Below are 17,361 nucleotides of genomic sequence, written 5' to 3' on the forward strand. Positions count from 1 at the left end.
AGCGGGGCAGGCCGGGTGGGGCCGGGCGGGTGGGTTAGACCGGGGTGGCTACCGGGGCGGCGGGGCCGGCGGTGCCGGCGGACGGGGTGGGAGGCTTCGGCTTGGCGTCGATGCCGGCCTCGGTGCGCTGCTGGCCGGTGATCGGGGTCGGTGCGCCGGTCAGCGGGTCGAAGCCGCCCCGGGTCTTGGGGAAGGCGATCACCTCGCGGATCGAGTCGGCCCCGGCGAGCAGCATGCAGACCCGGTCCCAGCCGAACGCGATGCCGCCGTGCGGCGGGGCGCCGTACCTGAACGCCTCCAGCAGGAAGCCGAACTTGTCCTGCGCCTCGGCGGGGGTGATGCCGAGCAGGTCGAAGACCCGTTGCTGCACGTCGCCCCGGTGGATACGGATCGAACCGCCGCCGATCTCGTTACCGTTGCAGACGATGTCGTACGCGTACGCCAGCGCCCGGTCCGGAGCCTCCTCGAACCGGTCGACCCAGTCGGCGTTCGGCGAGGTGAACGGGTGGTGCACGGCCGTCCAGCCACCGTCGTCCGTCCGCTCGAACATCGGCGCGTCGACCACCCAGCAGAACGCCCAGGCGCTCTCGTCGATCAGCTTCGCCCGCTTGGCGATCTCGATCCGGGCCGCGCCGAGCAGCTCCTGCGCCTCCCGGGTGTTCGTGCCGGCGGCGAAGAAGACCGCGTCGCCCGGCTTGGCCCCGACCGCGTCGGCCAGCCCGCCCAGGTGCTCGGCGGAGAGGTTCTTGGCCACCGGCCCGCGTGCCTCGCCGGTCTCGGCGTCCAGCACCACGTACGCCAGGCCCCGCGCGCCGCGCGCCTTGGCCCAGTCCTGCCAGCCGTCGAGTTCCTTGCGGGTCTGCGCCGCCCCGCCCGGCATGACGACCGCGCCGACGTAGCCGCCCGCGTCGATCGCCGCGGCGAAGACCCGGAAGGCGGTGCCGCGCAGATAGTCGGTCAGCTCGGTCAGCTCCAGGCCGTAACGCAGGTCGGGCTTGTCGGAGCCGTACCGGGCCATCGCGTCGTGCCAGGTGATCCGGGGGATCGGCCGGGAGATCTCGTGACCGGCCAGCTCCTTCCAGAGCGCCGTGACGATCGCCTCGCCGAGGTCGATCACGTCGTCCTCGGTGACGAAGGACATCTCGATGTCGAGCTGGGTGAACTCCGGCTGCCGGTCGGCCCGGAAGTCCTCGTCGCGGTAGCAGCGGGCGATCTGGTAGTACCGCTCCATGCCACCGACCATCAGCAGCTGCTTGAACAGCTGCGGCGACTGCGGCAGCGCGTACCAACTGCCCGGCTGGAGCCGGACCGGGACCAGGAAGTCGCGGGCACCCTCCGGGGTGGACCGGGTCAGCGTCGGGGTCTCGATCTCCAGGAAGTCCCGCTCGTGCAGCACTCCCCGGGCCAGCTGGTTGGCCCGCGAGCGCAGCCGCAGGGCGTTGGCCGGGCCGCTGCGGCGCAGGTCCAGGTAGCGGTAGCGCAGCCGGATGTCGTCACCGGCCTCGATCTGGTCGTCCACCGGCAGCGGCAGCGGCGCGGCCTCGGAGAGCACCTCCAGCGCGCTGGCGGTCACCTCGATCGCGCCGGTGGGCAGCTCCGGGTTCTCGTTGCCCTCGGGGCGGCGGGTCACCTCGCCGGTGACCGTGACGCAGAACTCGTTGCGCAGCGCGTGGGCGTCCTCCTCGCGGAACACCACCTGGACCACGCCGGAGCCGTCGCGCAGGTCGACGAAGATGACACCGCCGTGGTCGCGCCGGCGGGCCACCCACCCGGCGAGCGTCACCGTGGTGCCGGCGTCCGTCGCGCGCAGGCTGCCGGCGTCATGGGTACGGATCACGACTTGCGTCTCCTCATCTGCGGTACGGCTGTCTTACCCGCATTGTGTCAGCCGCCCGGTCCGCCCGGTTGCGGGGTGAGCAAGGCTGGCCCGCCCCACGCACACGCGGAACGGGCCGCCGGTGTCCCGACGGCCCGTTCGCAGAGGTGGAGCAGATGATGCGGTGGTGCATCAGACGATGCGGCAGATCGGTCAGATGATGCTGACGCCGTAGACGCTCAGCGGCTCGGTGACGGGCTGGAAGTAGGTGATGCCGCCACGGGTGCAGTTGCCGCTGCCGCCGGAGGTGAGGCCGACCGCGCTGCTGCCGCTGAACAGCGAGCCGCCGCTGTCGCCCGGCTCGGCGCAGACGTTGGTCCGGATCAGGCCGGAGACCGAGCCCTCGGCGTAGTTCACCGTGGCGTTGGTGGCCGTCACCGAACCACCCTTGAGGCCGGTGGTGCTGCCGGAGCGCTGCACGCTCTGGCCGACGTAGGCGTTGGCGGCACCGGTGACGTCCTGGTAGCTGCCGTTGTAGAGGGAGACGTTGCCGGTCGCGTTGGCCGCGTTGCTGTGCCGGACGATGCCGTAGTCGTTGCCCGGGAAGCTGGTGCCGGTACGGGTGCCGAGCACGCTGGTCTGGCCGGAGTTCGAGTACCAGGTCGAGCCGATGTTGGTGCAGTGCCCGGCGGTCAGGAAGAAGGTCTGACCGGCGCTGTTGCGGACGTTGAAGCCGAGCGAGCAGCGACCGCCGCCGGTGTAGATGGCCTGGCCGCCGGAGATCTTGGTGCTGAGCACGCCGGCCTCGGCCTCGACCCGCACGGCGCCACCGGTGCGCGCGGCGGCGGCCTTGACCCGCGCCAGCTTGGCGCCGGTGACGGTGCTGTCGACCGACACGACGACCTGGTTGGTGACGGCGTCGGTCCACCACGCGGTGCCGGGGATCTTGGCCGACCGCTCCAGCTCGGCGGTGGCGGAACGGAGCTGGGCCGCACCCCGGGTGACCATCTTCGGGGTGGCGCCGGCGGCGCGGACCTCGCGGGCCGCGGCGGGGTCGGTGACGGCGACGACCATCTTGCCGGTGGCGTCGGCGTAGGCGCCGGCGGCCCGGTCGCCGAGGCGGTCGGCCAGGCTGGCGGCGGCGTCGGGGGATGCGGGCGAGGCGGGGGCCGCCTGGGCGGGTGCGCCCATCAGCGCGCCGGTGACCAGAGTGCCGGCCATGGCGACAGCGGCGGCGTGGCGGAGTGAGGACCTCGTGGGTCGCATGCAACAACCTCCGGAAGGGTGTGACGGGCAGCGTCATGCAGACGTACCCGAGGGCACCCGGCCGACCTGGGGAGAATCGGCCGAGAGGTTGAAGTATTCACATATCTAAGATCGTAAACAAGACATGGCTTTGCCCGTATTCACCCCGCCGGTCGATATGACGCCCAGGCAACACGGTGGACACCTCCATGTCAGACCCGCGCCAACCTGGCCGAGCCGACCGACGAACACCCCGGCCGCCCACCCACCATCGGGCCCGACTCCTGGCCGATTTCGATCGGGACGACACCCCACCGGGCCACCGACGCGATCCCCCTCGCCCACCCCGGGAACTCCCGGTCCAAGCAGGCAGGAATGACCACCCAGGCCCGTTACGCACAGCCACCAGACCTCACCCCACCACCCCTCACCCCCTCCCCTTTGCTCTGCCGCCCTCCCGGCGACAGTCACGAGGGGTAGCGGGAGCTGGAGTCGGTCCGACCGAGAGATCATCAGCCGACAGCAGGCCAGGGTGGTGGTGCCGCGAGGGCAGCAGAGCAAAGGGCGGAGGGGTGGGATATCGGGGGAGGCAGGACAGTGACGGTGAGTTACACACCCGGAGGGGTCACCCTGAGTAACACAGAGTGGCAGGCGGAAGCGCTGTCAGGTGGACGGACACGCCACCAGACCGGCGGACCCACGTCGGGCGGGGCGTTCAGGCGCGGGCGGCCAGCTTGGCGGCACGGGCGTCGCGCTTCTCCTCGAACCGGGAGGCGGCCTGCTCCAGGCCGTCCAGCCGGGCGGCGATCTCGTCGCGGGCGGCCTCACCGTCGGCGTCCAGGCCGGTCACGTTGAACACGTCCCACTGGCGTAGCACCGGGGCCACCACGTCGTCGCGGTGCTGACGCAGGTCGTAGATGCCGGCCAGGGCGATCGCCACCGACTTGCGGGTAAAGCCCTCGATGCCCACCCCGGGCATCTGGAAGTCGCCCAGCACCTCGGCGATCGCCCGCATCGTCTGGCTCGGGGCCACCTCCAGGGCCGCGCCGAGCAGGTTGCGGTAGAAGACCATGTGCAGGTTCTCGTCGGCCGCGACCCGGCTCAGCAACGCCTCGCAGACCGGGTCGCCGGTGATCCGGCCGGTGTTGCGGTGCGAGATCCGGGTGGCCAGCTCCTGGAACGACACGTACGCCAGCGAGCGCAGCATCGACGAGTCGTGCGAGTTGCTGTAACCGGCCGTCATGTGCACCATCCGGGCCCGCTCCAGGGCCACCGGGTCGACCGCCCGGGTGACCGTCAGGTAGTCCCGGATGGCGGTGCCGTGCCGTCCCTCCTCGGCGGTCCACCGGCCCACCCAGGTCCCCCACGCCCCGTCCGGCCCGAACAGGCTGGCGATCTGGTGGTGGTACGACGGCAGGTTGTCCTCGGTGAGCAGGTTGACGATCAGCGCCGTCCGGGCCACCTCGGGCAGCGTCGAGTCCGCCTCCGACCACGCCTCGCCACCGAGCGGGCCGTCGAAGGTGCGCCCCTCGCTCCACGGCACGTACTCGTGCGGGAACCACTCCTTCGCCACCGCCAGGTGCCGGTCGAGGTTCTTGGCGACCACGGGTTCGAGTTCGTGGAGCAGCGCGGTCTCGCTGATGTCGGTCACAGGATCCCTCCCTACGGTGGCGTAACTTACGCCACCGTAGGTCCCCGGTGGCGTACGCGCCAGTAACCGGACGGCTCAGCCGACCTGTGGCTTCAGGTCCTGGTGGGGGGGCATCCACTCACCGGCCGCCGCGTCCACCTGCTCGCCCGAGCGGATGTCCTTGACCTGGTCGCCGTCGGCCCCGGGGAACCACACGTACGGAATGCCGCGCCGCTCGGCGTACCGGATCTGCTTGCCGAACTTGGCCGCGCTCGGCGACACCTCGGTCGGCACGCCCCGGGACCGCAGCGCCTCGGCGACCGCGTTGCTGGCCGCCCGCTCCTCCTCGACCCCGACGGCCACCAGCACGCAGGTCGGCACGCTGCGGGACACCGAGAGCGCCCCGGCGCCGAAGAGCAGGCCGAGCAGCCGGGTCACCCCGATCGAGATGCCCACCCCCGGGTACGAGACGGCACCGGCGGTGGCCAGGTCGTCGTACCGGCCACCGGAGCAGATCGACCCGAACCGCTCGTAGCCGACCAGCGACGTCTCGTAGACGGTGCCGGTGTAGTAGTCCAGACCCCGGGCGATGCGCAGGTCGGCCACGCAGAGCCCCGGCGCGTGCGCGGCGGCCGTCTCCACCACCGCGACCAGCTCGGCGATGCCCTCGTCGAGCAGCGGATCGGTCACCCCCAGCGCGCGCACCGCGTCGGCGAAGGACGCGTCCGCCGCGGAGATCCCGGCCAGCGCCAGGCAGGCGTCGGCCTGTGCCTCGCTCGCCCCGGCCGTCTCGGCCAGCAGCGCGGCCACCTTCGCCGGGCCGATCTTGTCGAGCTTGTCGACCGCGCGCAGCGCCGCCTCCGGGTCGGTCAGCCCGATGCCCCGGTAGAAGCCCTCGCAGATCTTGCGGTTGTTGACCTGGATCCGCACCGGCGGGATGGGCAGCGACCGCAGCGCGTCGCCGATCACCAGCGGCATCTCCGCCTCGTAGTGCGCCGGCAGGGTGTCCCGGTCCACGATGTCGATGTCGGCCTGGAGGAACTCCCGGTAGCGCCCCTCCTGCGGGCGCTCGCCCCGCCACACCTTCTGGATCTGGTAACGGCGGAACGGGAACTGGAGCTTGCCGGCGTTCTCCAGCACGTACCGGGCGAACGGCACGGTCAGGTCGAAGTGCAGGCCGAGCGCGTCGTCGCCGGCCGGGCCGTCCGCGTCGGCCTGCAACCGACGCAGCAGGTAGACCTCCTTGGAGGTCTCCCCCTTGCGCAGCAGCTGGTCCAGCGGCTCCACCGAGCGGGTCTCCAGCGGCGCGAAGCCGTACAGCTCGAAGGTGTGCCGGATCCGGTCCAGGACGAACTGTTCGATCATCCGCTGCGACGTGGTCCACTCCGGGAAGCCGGAGAGGGGCATGGGCTTGCTCATGGGCGTACTCCTTGCGGGTCCGCGCGGGGCGCGGTGAGATCGACAGCTCCGCGCACGGCGCGGAGCGGAGACTAGAGGCCGCGGGTGGGCGTCGCCGGACGCGCGCCGCCGGACCCCGCCACGTCGACGAGGTACGGATTGCGCACACGTTCCCGGCCGATGGTGGTCGCCGGGCCGTGACCGGGCAGCACGACGGTGTCGTCGGCCAGCGGAAGGACCTTCTCCCGCAGGCTGTCCAGCATCCGGGGCATGCTGCCGCCCGGCAGGTCGGTGCGGCCGATCGAGCCGGCGAAGAGCACGTCGCCGGAGAGGCAGACCTGCTCGGCCTCCCAGGGCGAGCCGGCGCCGGGCAGCCGGAACAGCACCGACCCGCCGGTATGGCCCGGGGCGTGGTCGACGGTGATCTCCAGACCGGCCAGCGCCAGCGTCGCCCCGTCGGTCAGCTCCGCCACGTCGTCAGGCTCGGTGTACGGCAGCCGGCCGCCGAACAGCGCGGTGAGGTCCATCGACAGCGCCTTGGTCGGATCGGCCAGCAGCTCCCGGTCCTCCGGGTGCACGTAGGCCGGGATGCCCCGCGCGCCGCAGACCGGCGCGACCGAGAAGGTGTGGTCGAGATGGCCGTGGGTGAGCAGCACGGCGGCCGGGTGCAGGCGGTGCTCGGCGAGCACGGCGTCGAGCCGGTCGAGCACCCCGATACCGGGGTCGACCACCACGCACTGCTCCCCCGGCGCGGTCGCCACCACATAGCAGTTGGTGCCGAAAGCATCCGCGGGAAAGCCGGCCACGAGCACGTCAGCTCCCCTTCCGTTCGAGTCGACTGTCTCCCGGGCAGCCTAGCCGCCGCCGGTGCCGCGGCACGCGTTCCCACCCGTCCCACCCGCCCCGGACGGCGCAGTGACGCACTTTGATAAACCCAGGCCGGACCTCGTACACCACTTTCACAGCGGCTACCCGTACACTCTGCGGGCGTGTGGCGTGGCGCACCCGCGGACACGTACGGGCACCAACGGCCCGACCGCCGGTGACGACCAGGGTAGAGGAGGGGAGCACGGGTGGCTTCCAGCAGGGACCGGCAGCGCAAGCTCGCGCGGGAGAAGCTCGACCGGCAGCTGGCCCGCCGGGCCGCCGCCGCGCGACGGCGTCGACAGATCCAGGCCGGGGTCGGCGCGGCCGTGGTGCTGGTGCTGATCGTGGCCGGCGCGGCCTGGGGGCTGGGCGCCTTCGACCGCGAGCCCGAGCAGAAGGCCGCCGAGGACGTCTGCCTCTGGACGCCGCAGGACGCGAGCGCCAACACCAACCTCAAGGACGTCGGCGCCCCGGCCACCAAGGACCTGCCCACCTCCGGGGTACGCATGATGACCGTCGACACCGACCAGGGCGGCCCGATCACCGCCGAGCTGGATCTCGCCGGGGCGCCGTGCGCCGGGGCGAGCATCGCCCACCTGGCCGGCAAGTCGTTCTACGACAACACCAAGTGCCACGAGATCACCGCCGAGGGCGCGCTGCGCTGCGGCGACCCGAGCGGCACCGGCCTGGGCGGCCCCACCTACACGTTCTACAACGAGAACGTGCCGACCGGCCCCGAGGCGAGCCCGTCGGCCAGCCCGGCCCCCGGTCAGCCGCCGACGTACCCGAAGGGCACGGTCGCCATGATCGGCAACCCGCCGGGCGCCAACGGCAGCCAGTTCCTCGTCTTCTTCAAGGACTTCAGCCCGGCCCAGCCGGCCTACCCGATCATCGGCCGGGTGACCGGCGGGTTGGACGTGGTCGAGAAGATCGGCGCCCTGCCGACCGTGGACAACGGGGCGGGCGCCAAGGTCAAGCCGAAGACCGACGTGACCATCCGCAAGCTCACCGTCGGTGAGGCACAGGCCGCCCCGGCACCGGCGACCGGCTCCCCGGCCGCGTCCCCGGCGGCCAGCCCGAGCGCCGGCTGAACCGGCCCACACCCGTACCTGCGGCCACGCCGCGCCCGAGATGTCCAGGAGGAGTGACCGTGACGTCCACGAGAGAGCGGCAGCGCGCGGCGGCGCGGGCCCGACTTGAGCGGGAGATGGCCGAGCGCTCGGCCAAGGCCCGTAAGCGCCGGCAGACGCAGGCGATCGTCGGGGCCGCCGCGATCCTGGTGCTCGTGGTCGCCGGCACCGTCTGGTTGGCCACCAGCCTCGGCGGCGATGACGACGACAGCAAGCAGCAGGCCGCCGGCACCGAGGGCTTCTCGCAGTGCGCCTACACCGAGTCGCCGAAGGAGGGTCGGCCCGCGCAGATCAAGGACGTCGGCCTTCCGCCGGCCCAGCAGGCCAACAAGGGCACCCAGACGATGACCCTGGAGACCAACCTGGGGCCGATCGTCGCCAAGCTCGACCGCACCAAGGTGCCCTGCACCGCCGGCAGCTTCACCTACCTGGCCAGCAAGGGTTTCTTCGACAACACCAAGTGCCACCGCCTGGTGACCGAGGGCATCAAGGTGCTCCAGTGTGGTGACCCGAGCGCCACCGGCAAGGGCTGGCGGCAGACCGACGGCACCGGTGGGCCGGGCTACGGCCTGGCCGAGGAGAACCTGCCGACCGACAAGCGGCCCCCCTACCCGGAGGGCGTCATCGCGATGGCCAACTCCGGGCAGCCGGGCAGCACGGGCAGCCAGTTCTTCATCGTCTACGGCGACTCGCAGCTCGACCCGAACTACACCGTGCTGGGCACCATCACCACCGGCATGGACCTGGTCAAGCAGGTCGGCGCCGCCGGTGACGACAAGGCGTACGCGCAGTCGGCCGGGGGTGGCCACCCCAAGAAGGAGGTCACCATCACCAAGCTGACCATGAGCGACATCGAGGGCTGACCCCTCCGGTACGACGAAGCGCCCGCCGGCTCTGCCGGCGGGCGCTTCGTCGTGAACCACCGCGTCCCCGGACCGTCCCGGGGGCCGTGAACCACGTTTCCGGACCGCTGGGTGTGGGCCGCCGACGGCCGTCAGGCGCCGGAGGTGACCCGGTAGGCGTCGAACACCCCGTCGACCTTGCGGACGGCGGCCAGCAGGTGCCCCAGGTGCTTCGGGTCGGCCATCTCGAAGCTGAACCGGCTCACCGCCACCCGGTCCCGGGTGGTGGTGACCGTCGCCGACAGGATGTTGACCCGTTCCTCGGAGAGCACCCGGGTGACGTCGGCCAGCAGCTTGTGCCGGTCGAGGGCCTCCACCTGGATGGCCACCAGGAACGTCGAGGCGGAGGTGAGCTTCCAGCTGACTTCCACCACCCGCTCGACCTGGGCGCGCAGGTCCTCGGCGTTGGCGCAGTCGTCCCGGTGCACGCTGACCCCGCCGGAGCGGGTGACGAACCCGAAGACCGAGTCCGGGGGCACCGGCGTGCAGCACCGGGCCAGCTTGATCCAGACGTCGCTGACGCCCCGCACCACCACCCCGGGATCGCTGCTGTTCTGCCGGCTGTGCGGCGGACGGGTGGCGACGGCGGTCTCGGCGATGTCCTCCGCCGCGCCCTCCTCGCCGCCGTACGCGGCCATCAGCTTCTGCACCACCGACTGCGCCGACACCTGGCTGTCGCCGACCGCCGCGTAGAGCGAGGCGACGTCGGCGAGGTGCAGGTCCCGGGCGATCGCCATCAACGCGTCGGAGGTGAGCATCCGCTGCAACGGCATGCCCTGCTTGCGCATCGCCTTGACGATCGAGTCCTTGCCGGCCTCGATCGCCTCCTCGCGCCGCTCCTTGTTGAAGTACTGGCGGATCTTGGTGCGCGCCCGGGGGCTCTTGACGAAGCTCAGCCAGTCCTGCGTCGGGCCGGCCGTGTCGGACTTCGAGGTGAAGATCTCGATCACGTCGCCGTTGGACAGCGTCGACTCCAACGGCACCAGCTTGCCGTTGACCCGCGCCCCGATGCACTTGTGCCCCACCTCGGTGTGCACCGCGTACGCGAAGTCCACCGGCGTCGAGCCCGTCGGCAGCGGGATGACGTCCCCCTTGGGGGTGAAGACGTACACCTCCTGGCTGGACAGGTCGAACCGCAGCGCGTCGAGGAACTCCGACGGGTCGGCCGCCTCCCGCTGCCAGTCCAGCAGCTGCCGCAGCCAGGTCATCTCGTCGATGTGCGCCGGCGGCCCCACGATCTGGGTGCCCTTGTGCTCCTTGTACTTCCAGTGTGCGGCGATGCCGAACTCGGCGGTGCGGTGCATCGCGTAGGTGCGGATCTGCATCTCCACCGGCTTGCCGGTGGGCCCGATCACCGTCGTGTGCAACGACTGGTACATGTTGAACTTGGGCATCGCGATGTAGTCCTTGAACCGGCCCGGCACCGGCTGCCAGTTGGCGTGGATGACCCCCAGCGCCGCGTAGCAGTCCCGCACCGTGTCGACCAGGATCCGCACCCCGACCAGGTCGTAGATGTCGTTGAAGTCCCGCCCCCGCACGATCATCTTCTGGTAGATCGAGTAGAGGTGCTTCGGCCGACCGGTCGTCTCCGCCTTGATCTTGGCGGCCTTCAGGTCGGTGCCGACCTTCTGGGTGACCTGCTTGAGCAGCGACTCCCGCTGCGGCTGGTGCTCCCCGATCAGCCGGAGGATCTCCTCGTACCGCTTCGGGAACAGCGTCCCGAAGGCGAGGTCCTCCAGCTCCCACTTGATGGTGTTCATACCGAGGCGGTGGGCCAGCGGGGCCAGGATCTCCAGCGTCTCCTTGGCCTTCTGCTCCCGCTTCGGGGCCGGCAGGAAGGACAGCGTCCGCATGTTGTGCAGCCGGTCGGCCAGCTTGATCACCAGGACCCGGGGGTCCTTCGCCATCGCCACGACCATCTTGCGGATGGTCTCCGCCTTGGCCGCGTCGCCGAGCTTGACCTTGTCCAGCTTCGTCACGCCGTCGACCAGCAGGGTGACCTCGGGGCCGAAGTCGGCCCGCATCTGGTCGAGGGTGTACTCGGTGTCCTCGATCGTGTCGTGCAGCAGCGCCGCCACCAGCGTGGTGGTGTCCATCCCCAGGTTGCCCAGGATGGTCGCCACCGCCAGCGGATGGGTGATGTACGGGTCGCCGGACTTGCGGTACTGGCCGGAGTGCCAGCGCGCGGCGGTGTCGAAGGCCCGCTGGAGCAGCCGGGCGTCCGCCTTCGGGTGGTTCTCCCGGTGGCTGGCGATCAGCGGTTCGAGCACCTCGCTGACCTGGGAACTCTGCCAGGGGGCGTTGAACCGGGCCAGCCGGGCCCGGACCCGCCGCCCGGTCGGCGCGTTGGACAGCGCGAAGCCCGCGCTCGGGGACGGGTCGTCGTCGAACGACGCCCCGGGGACCACACCGTCGGGCGCGGCACCGGCGTCGCCGCCGGGCCCCGCGGGGGCGGTCGGTGCGTCGTTCTTCCGATCGGTCACCGCGCCGTCAGCCTCGCCTGTCGGGTGCACCGTGCCCTCCACCGGAGGGACGACATCGTGAGACACCGGCCTCCTCACCGATCGCCGGGACCACGCCGGCCGTACGACCGACGCCTGTCGTGCCAACCGGCCGTCGGGCCGGTGTGTTCCCCGCCGGCCCCCGTCGGGCCGGTGGCCCTGCCGCCGACCCCCGGCCGGCGGCCTGATCCGCCGCCCGGACGGGTGACCACCCGGTCAGCAATGGGCAATGCTACCCGCACGGTAGGTGCCCCGCCGCTCCGCCGGACGGTCGGTCTCCAGCCGCCGGGACGACCGGGAATCAAACGGTCAGCAGGGCGTGGACCGGACGCCCCGCGAGCCGCTCCCGCCCGGCCAGGAAACCCAACTCCAGCAGGACGGTGAAACCGGCCACCGTCCCGCCGGCCCGCTCGACCAGGTCGAGGGTCGCCTCGGCGGTGCCGCCGGTCGCCAGCACGTCGTCGACCACCAGCACCCGGTGCCCGGCGGTGAAGGCGTCCTGGTGCACCTCCAGCGTCGCCTCGCCGTACTCCAGGGCGTACGAGGCCGAGTACGCCGGCCGGGGCAGCTTGCCCGCCTTGCGCACCGGCACCACGCCCAGCCCGGTGGCGTACGCGATCGCGGCGGCGATCACGAAACCGCGCGCCTCGATGCCGACCACGATGTCGAAGGCGTCCCGCCCGTGGTACCCGATGATCCCGTCGATCACCTCGCGGAACACGTCCCCGTCGGCGAAGAGCGGCATCAGGTCCTTGAACATCACCCCGGGCTTGGGGAAGTCCGGCACGTCCAGCACCCGGCTGGCGACCAGCCGGGCCATCTCCGGGCCACTGTCTCCCCGTACCCCGGTGCTGTGGGTCTCCGTCACGGTGGTCGGCTCTCCTTCGGTACGACGACGGCGTCCGTCATGCTGCTCGCACAGCATGGCGGACGCCGTCGACTCGACGTGGGGCGGGTCGCCCTCCGGTCAGCGCCGCTTCGCGCCACCGGGCCGGTTGCCGCCGCCCCCGGCGGGGCGGCCGCCCCGGGCACCGGCCGACCGCTTGGCCGCCGGACGGGCACCGACCTTGGGGGCACTGCCGGCCAGGGCCGCCGCCTCCGGGTCGATCGGCTCGTCGGTGGCCTCCTCGGCGGTGGCCTGCCGGGCCGGGCCGCGCGGGGTGATCTCGCCGCGGGCGATGGCGCCCCGGCGGGCCAGCACCCGCTTGGTGTGCGCGTCGATCCGCGGGTCCTGGTTCTTGAGCAGCACCAGCAGCGGGGTGGAGAGCAGGATCGAGGTCAGGAACGCCATCGCCATACCGACGAACAGCACCAGGCCGAGGTCCTTCAGGGTGCCCGCGCCGAGCAGGCCGGCACCGATGAAGAGCAGACCGCCGACCGGGAGCAGGGCGACCACCGAGGTGTTCAACGACCGCATCAGGCTCTGGTTGAGCGCCAGGTTGGCCGCCTCGCCGTAGGTCTGGTTGTTGTTGGCGGTGATGCCCCGGGTGTTCTCCTGGACCTTGTCGAAGACCACCACCACGTCGTAGAGCGCGAAGCCCAGGATGGTGAGGAACCCGATGATCGTCGACGGGGTGACCTCGAAGCCGACCAGCGAGTAGATGCCGGCGGTGAGGATCAGGTTCATGAACAGCGAGATGATCGCGGCGACCGCCATCCGCCACTCGAACCGCAGCACCAGGTAGACCGCCACCACCAGGACGAAGATGACCAGGCCGAGCAGCGCCCGGGAGGTCACCTGGCTGCCCCACGCCTCGCTGACCTGGCTGCCGCTGATCTGGTCGGCGTTGATGCCGAACTCCTGCGCCATCTTGGCCTTGACCGCGTTGGCCTGCTCGGCGCTGAGCTGCGAGGTGCGCAGCTCGTAGTACTCGCCGCTGGTGCTGCCGACCTTCTGCGCGGTCACCACCTCGGCGCCGTCGCCCTCGGCGGCCAGCGCGTCGTTGACCTTGTCCTCGGTCTGCTCCAGGGTGCCGACGCTGGCCGGCACCTGGAACGAGTTGCCACCGGCGAACTCGATGCCCAGGCTGAAGCCGCGCACCGCGAAGCTGAGCACGGCGATCAGCACCAGCACCCCGGCGACGGTGAACCAGAGCTTGCGCCGGCCGACGATGTTGAGACCGGCCTCGCCCCGGTAGAGCCGGGACGCCAGACCACTCTTAGCCATCTCAGGCCTCCTTGACGCGCGGGTTGCGGGCGGTGCCGGATTCGGCCGTACGGGGCGGCAGTGCCCGACCGAGGCCGCTGACCCGGGGCGACAGGAAGGCCGGGGTCCGGGCGAACATCGTCATGATCGGGTGCCGGAAGAGGAAGACGACCACCAGGTCGAGCACGGTCGCCAGGCCGAGGGCGAAGGCGAAGCCCTTCACCGTGCCGACCGAGACGATGTAGAGGACCACGGCGGACATCAGGGTGATGGCGTTCGCCGAGATGATCGTCCGGCGGGCCCGGATCCAGGCCCGGGGCACGGCGCTGCGTGGGCTGCGCCCCTCCCGGATCTCGTCCTTGAGCCGTTCGAAGTAGATGACGAACGAGTCCGCCGCCACACCGAGCGAGACGATCATGCCGGCGATGCCGGCGAGGGTGAGGGTGAAGCCGATCGACCGGCCGAGGACCACCAGCGCCCCGAAGACCAGCAGCGCGGAGAGCACCAGGCTCAGGAAGATGACCGAGCCGAGCAGCCGGTAGTAGAAGAACGAGTAGACGATGACCAGCAGCATGCCGATGCCGGCGGCCAGCAGGCCGGCCCGCAGGTGGCTGTCGCCCAGCGTCGCGGTGACGTTCTGCTGCTCCTGCGGCACGAAGGTGACCGGCAGCGCGCCGTAGCGCAGCTGGCTGGCCAGCGCGTTCGCCGAGGTGTTGTCGAAGCTGCCGGTGATCTGCGAGTCGCCGGTGAGCACGCCCTGGATCTCGGGCGAGGAGACGATCTCGTTGTCCAGCACCACGGCCACCCGGCACTTGCCGTCCTGGCCCAGGGCCGTCTGGTCGCAGCCGCCGCCGGTGTTGTTGAACGCCTCGCGGGTCAGCTCGGTCCACTTGGACTGGCCGTCACCGGTGAAGTTCAGGCTGACCACCCAGGTGCTGGCCTGGTCAAGGACCGCGTTGGCGTCCTTGACGTCGGTGCCGACCACCTTGGCCTGGTCGAGCAGGTACTTCGCCGCGCCACCCTCACAGGCGACCGCCTGCTGCTTCTCGTCCTTGATCGACGCGGGGGGCCGCTTGTCGAGCTGGGCGCAGGTGATGGTCGGCACGTTGAACTGCATCTGCGGGGTCAGTACCGCGACCTCCTGCGGGGAGAGCGCGCCGAACGGCTTGAACGTCTCCGCCAGGGCCGGGTTGGTACCCAGGTCGGCCGGGGCCTGCAGGCCGCTCGCGGCGGTCCAGGCCGCCGCGCCGACCTTCTTCTCGACGGCCTTGCGCTGCTCCTCGATGCTCTGCGGCACCGGGGCCTCGCTGGCGCTGGGCGAGGCGGCCGGGGCGCTCGGCGAGGCCGACCCGGACGGGGTGGCGCTGGCGCTCGGCGCGGGGGCGCCGCCGCCCTGTCCACCGGCGCTCGGCGAGCCGGTCACCTTGGGCGCGGCGCTGCCGGAGGCCTTCGGCGAGGCGCTGCCCGACGGGCTGGGTGCGGCGCTGCCGGACGGGGTGGGCGTCGGGGTCGCCGGGGCGGCGACCGCGCCGCTGCCGTCGGCGGCCTTGAGCACCTTGCGGAAGCGCAGCTCCGCGGCGCTGCCAACGTCGGTCAGGTCGCGGTTCTCACCGGGCAGGGAGATGACGATGTTCCGGTTGCCCTCGGTGACCACCTCGGCCTCGGCCACCCCGTAGGCGTTGACCCGGCTCTCGATGATCTGCCGGGCCTCCTCCAGGTTGGCCGACGTCGGGGGCTTGCCGTCGAGGCTGTTGGTCGCCTCCAGCGTCAGCCGGGTGCCGCCGATCAGGTCCAGCCCGAGCCGGGGCTCCAGCCGGTCCTTCCAGCCGCCGCTGGCGCCGCCGGAGAAGAACACCAAGGAATAGAGGACGACGAAGATGAACCCGAGCACGGCGAGCTGCCGCCCGGGGCGCATCTGTCCCTGAGGTGGTGCCACGGCTGTCTGTCTCCCTGTAACGGTCGCGCCGCCGGTGCAGCGGCGACGAGGTCGGGGCGGGGTTACCGCTCCGACGCGCTCTGCGCGGACCACTCCCGCCCGGCGACACGGCGCACCGCCGCCGACGTGGGGCGTCGGGCGGACGGGGCGCGTGCCGGCCCTCGGAGACCGGCCCACCTATCCAGTTGTCCCGTCCCGCCCGCCCGGTGCGGGGCGGGGCGGGCGCTCACTCCTTGACGGTTTCCGCGTCCTCGGTGACCGGCTCGTCGACCTCCGGCCGCTCGGCCCGGGTGACCACCCGGGCGATGGCCGGACGGGCGTAACGGGTCTGCACGCCGGGGGCCACCTCCAGCAGCACGGTGTCGTCCTCGACGCCCACGACCGTGCCGTAGAGCCCGCCGATGGTGACGACCTCGTCACCGGGGCCGAGCGCGGACTGCATGGCCTCGGCCTCGCGGCGGCGCTTCTGCTGCGGCCGGATCATCATGAAGTACATGACCCCGAAGAGCAGGGCGATCATGAGGATCGGCGTCAGACTGCCGGCGCCTCCGCCGGACTGTGCTGCGTAAAGCACGGTGTGCGACCTTCCCATTGGCCCCCGTCGCGGCACGTAGGCGCCGGAGCGGAGGCGGATATTCACATCCTGTACAGACCGCGGCGAGTCTAATCCCTGCACCTGGGAACGCCGAATGCGGTGCAGATCACGTTCAGATCACGGTGGATCGGGCGCGTTCGAGAACAGATCAGGTACAGCGGGAGCTTCCATGCCAAATGTACCATTTGGTGGTGTACGGCCGAGGTGTCGCCAGGCGGCCTCGGTGGCCACCCGTCCCCGCGGGGTACGCGCCAACAGCCCGGCCCGTACCAGGAACGGCTCGCAGACCTCCTCCACCGTGTCCGGCTGCTCCCCCACCGCCACCGCCAGGGTGGACAGGCCCACCGGCCCGCCCCGGAACGAGTCGACCAGGGCGGTCAGCACCGCCCGGTCCAGCCGGTCCAGCCCCAGCGCGTCCACGTCGTACACGGTCAGGGCGGCGCGGGCGGTCTCCAGGGTGACCACCCCCTCGGCCCGGACCTCGGCGTAGTCCCGCACCCGGCGCAGCAGCCGGTTGGCGATCCGGGGCGTGCCCCGGGACCGGCCGGCGATCTCCACCGCCCCCTCCGGGGTGATCGGCACCCCCAGGATGCGTGCCGACCGGTGCAGCAACGCCTCCAGGTCGGCCGGGGAGTAGAAGTCGAGGTGCGCGACGAAGCCGAACCGGTCGCGCATCGGCCCGGTCAGCAGGCCCGACCGGGTGGTCGCGCCGACCAGGGTGAACGGCTCGACGTCCAGCGGGATCGCGGTGGCCCCGGGCCCCTTGCCGACGATCACGTCGACCCGGAAGTCCTCCATCGCGCTGTAGAGCAGCTCCTCCGCCGGCTTGGCGATCCGGTGAATCTCGTCGATGAACAGCACGTCGCCCTCGGCGAGGCTGGTCAGGATGGCGGCCAGGTCGCCCGAGCGCTCGATCACCGGGCCGCTGGTCACCCGGATGCCGGAGCCCAGCTCGGCCGCCACGATGTTGGCCAGGGTCGTCTTCCCGAGGCCGGGTGGGCCCGACAGCAGGATGTGGTCGGGTGGGGCGCCGCGCCGCATCGCGCCCTGCAACAGCAGGTCGAGCTGGTCGCGGACCCGGTGCTGGGCGATGAACTCGTCGAGCCGCTTCGGCCGGACGCTGACCTCGGCGTCCCGCTCGGCGTCGTCGGCGTACGCCGAGACCAGGCCGTCGCCGGTCATGCCGGGCACCCCG

At 71.7% G+C, this 17,361-nt stretch carries 13 protein-coding genes; 2 read left to right on the forward strand and 11 right to left on the reverse strand.

Going from position 1 to position 17,361, the window contains the following annotated elements:
• Positions 1–34: 34 nt before the first annotated feature.
• The 5 genes from aspS to O7625_RS26870 all read right to left on the reverse strand — a co-directional run bounded on the left by aspS (position 35) and on the right by O7625_RS26870 (position 6,901).
• On the reverse strand, positions 35–1,837 hold the full coding sequence (gene aspS / locus O7625_RS26850) for an aspartate--tRNA ligase (RefSeq protein WP_282342581.1): 1,803 nt from the start codon (positions 1,835–1,837) through the stop codon (positions 35–37).
• Positions 1,838–2,029: 192 nt separating this feature from the next.
• Positions 2,030–3,082, reverse strand: coding sequence for a S1 family peptidase (locus O7625_RS26855; RefSeq protein WP_282342584.1), 1,053 nt, complete (start codon positions 3,080–3,082; stop codon positions 2,030–2,032).
• A 694-nt stretch (positions 3,083–3,776) separates the two neighbouring features.
• A complete protein-coding gene (locus O7625_RS26860; protein WP_067307843.1) occupies positions 3,777–4,712 on the reverse strand; it encodes an acyl-ACP desaturase in 936 nt (311 codons plus the stop codon).
• Positions 4,713–4,787: 75 nt separating this feature from the next.
• Positions 4,788–6,110 (reverse strand): histidine--tRNA ligase, encoded by a 1,323-nt coding sequence (hisS, locus tag O7625_RS26865; protein ID WP_282342586.1) that lies wholly within the window; start codon positions 6,108–6,110, stop codon positions 4,788–4,790.
• A 71-nt stretch (positions 6,111–6,181) separates the two neighbouring features.
• The gene (locus O7625_RS26870; RefSeq protein WP_282342587.1) at positions 6,182–6,901 is read right to left on the reverse strand and encodes an MBL fold metallo-hydrolase; all 720 of its coding nucleotides are present in this window, start codon (positions 6,899–6,901) and stop codon (positions 6,182–6,184) included.
• Between the two features lie 261 nt (positions 6,902–7,162).
• On the opposite strand from O7625_RS26870, the gene O7625_RS26875 reads away from it, so the two are divergent.
• Entirely contained in the window at positions 7,163–8,047 is an 885-nt protein-coding gene (locus O7625_RS26875) for a peptidylprolyl isomerase (RefSeq protein ID WP_282342588.1), read from the forward strand.
• A 59-nt stretch (positions 8,048–8,106) separates the two neighbouring features.
• Entirely contained in the window at positions 8,107–8,949 is an 843-nt protein-coding gene (locus O7625_RS26880; RefSeq protein WP_282342590.1) for a peptidylprolyl isomerase, read from the forward strand.
• A gap of 131 nt (positions 8,950–9,080) precedes the next feature.
• On the opposite strand, the gene O7625_RS26885 is transcribed toward O7625_RS26880, so the two are convergent.
• The 6 genes from O7625_RS26885 to ruvB form a co-directional block, all read right to left on the reverse strand.
• Positions 9,081–11,513 (reverse strand): bifunctional (p)ppGpp synthetase/guanosine-3',5'-bis(diphosphate) 3'-pyrophosphohydrolase, encoded by a 2,433-nt coding sequence (locus tag O7625_RS26885; RefSeq protein ID WP_172898568.1) that lies wholly within the window; start codon positions 11,511–11,513, stop codon positions 9,081–9,083.
• 277 nt (positions 11,514–11,790) lie between these two features.
• The gene (locus O7625_RS26890; RefSeq protein ID WP_067307827.1) at positions 11,791–12,357 is read right to left on the reverse strand and encodes an adenine phosphoribosyltransferase; all 567 of its coding nucleotides are present in this window, start codon (positions 12,355–12,357) and stop codon (positions 11,791–11,793) included.
• A gap of 99 nt (positions 12,358–12,456) precedes the next feature.
• Positions 12,457–13,656, reverse strand: a complete 1,200-nt coding sequence (gene secF / locus O7625_RS26895) for a protein translocase subunit SecF (RefSeq protein ID WP_067307824.1) — start codon at positions 13,654–13,656, stop codon at positions 12,457–12,459.
• Position 13,657: 1 nt separating this feature from the next.
• Positions 13,658–15,571, reverse strand: coding sequence for a protein translocase subunit SecD (secD, locus tag O7625_RS26900; RefSeq protein ID WP_282342593.1), 1,914 nt, complete (start codon positions 15,569–15,571; stop codon positions 13,658–13,660).
• A 226-nt stretch (positions 15,572–15,797) separates the two neighbouring features.
• Positions 15,798–16,145, reverse strand: coding sequence for a preprotein translocase subunit YajC (yajC, locus tag O7625_RS26905; protein ID WP_282342595.1), 348 nt, complete (start codon positions 16,143–16,145; stop codon positions 15,798–15,800).
• A gap of 138 nt (positions 16,146–16,283) precedes the next feature.
• Complete coding sequence (ruvB, locus tag O7625_RS26910; protein WP_067307871.1) at positions 16,284–17,348, reverse strand: Holliday junction branch migration DNA helicase RuvB; 1,065 nt, start codon at positions 17,346–17,348, stop codon at positions 16,284–16,286.
• Positions 17,349–17,361: the final 13 nt, after the last annotated feature.

Origin of the sequence: Micromonospora sp. WMMD714 (assembly GCF_029581315.1) — a bacterium.
Taxonomy (GTDB): domain Bacteria; phylum Actinomycetota; class Actinomycetes; order Mycobacteriales; family Micromonosporaceae; genus Micromonospora; species Micromonospora rifamycinica.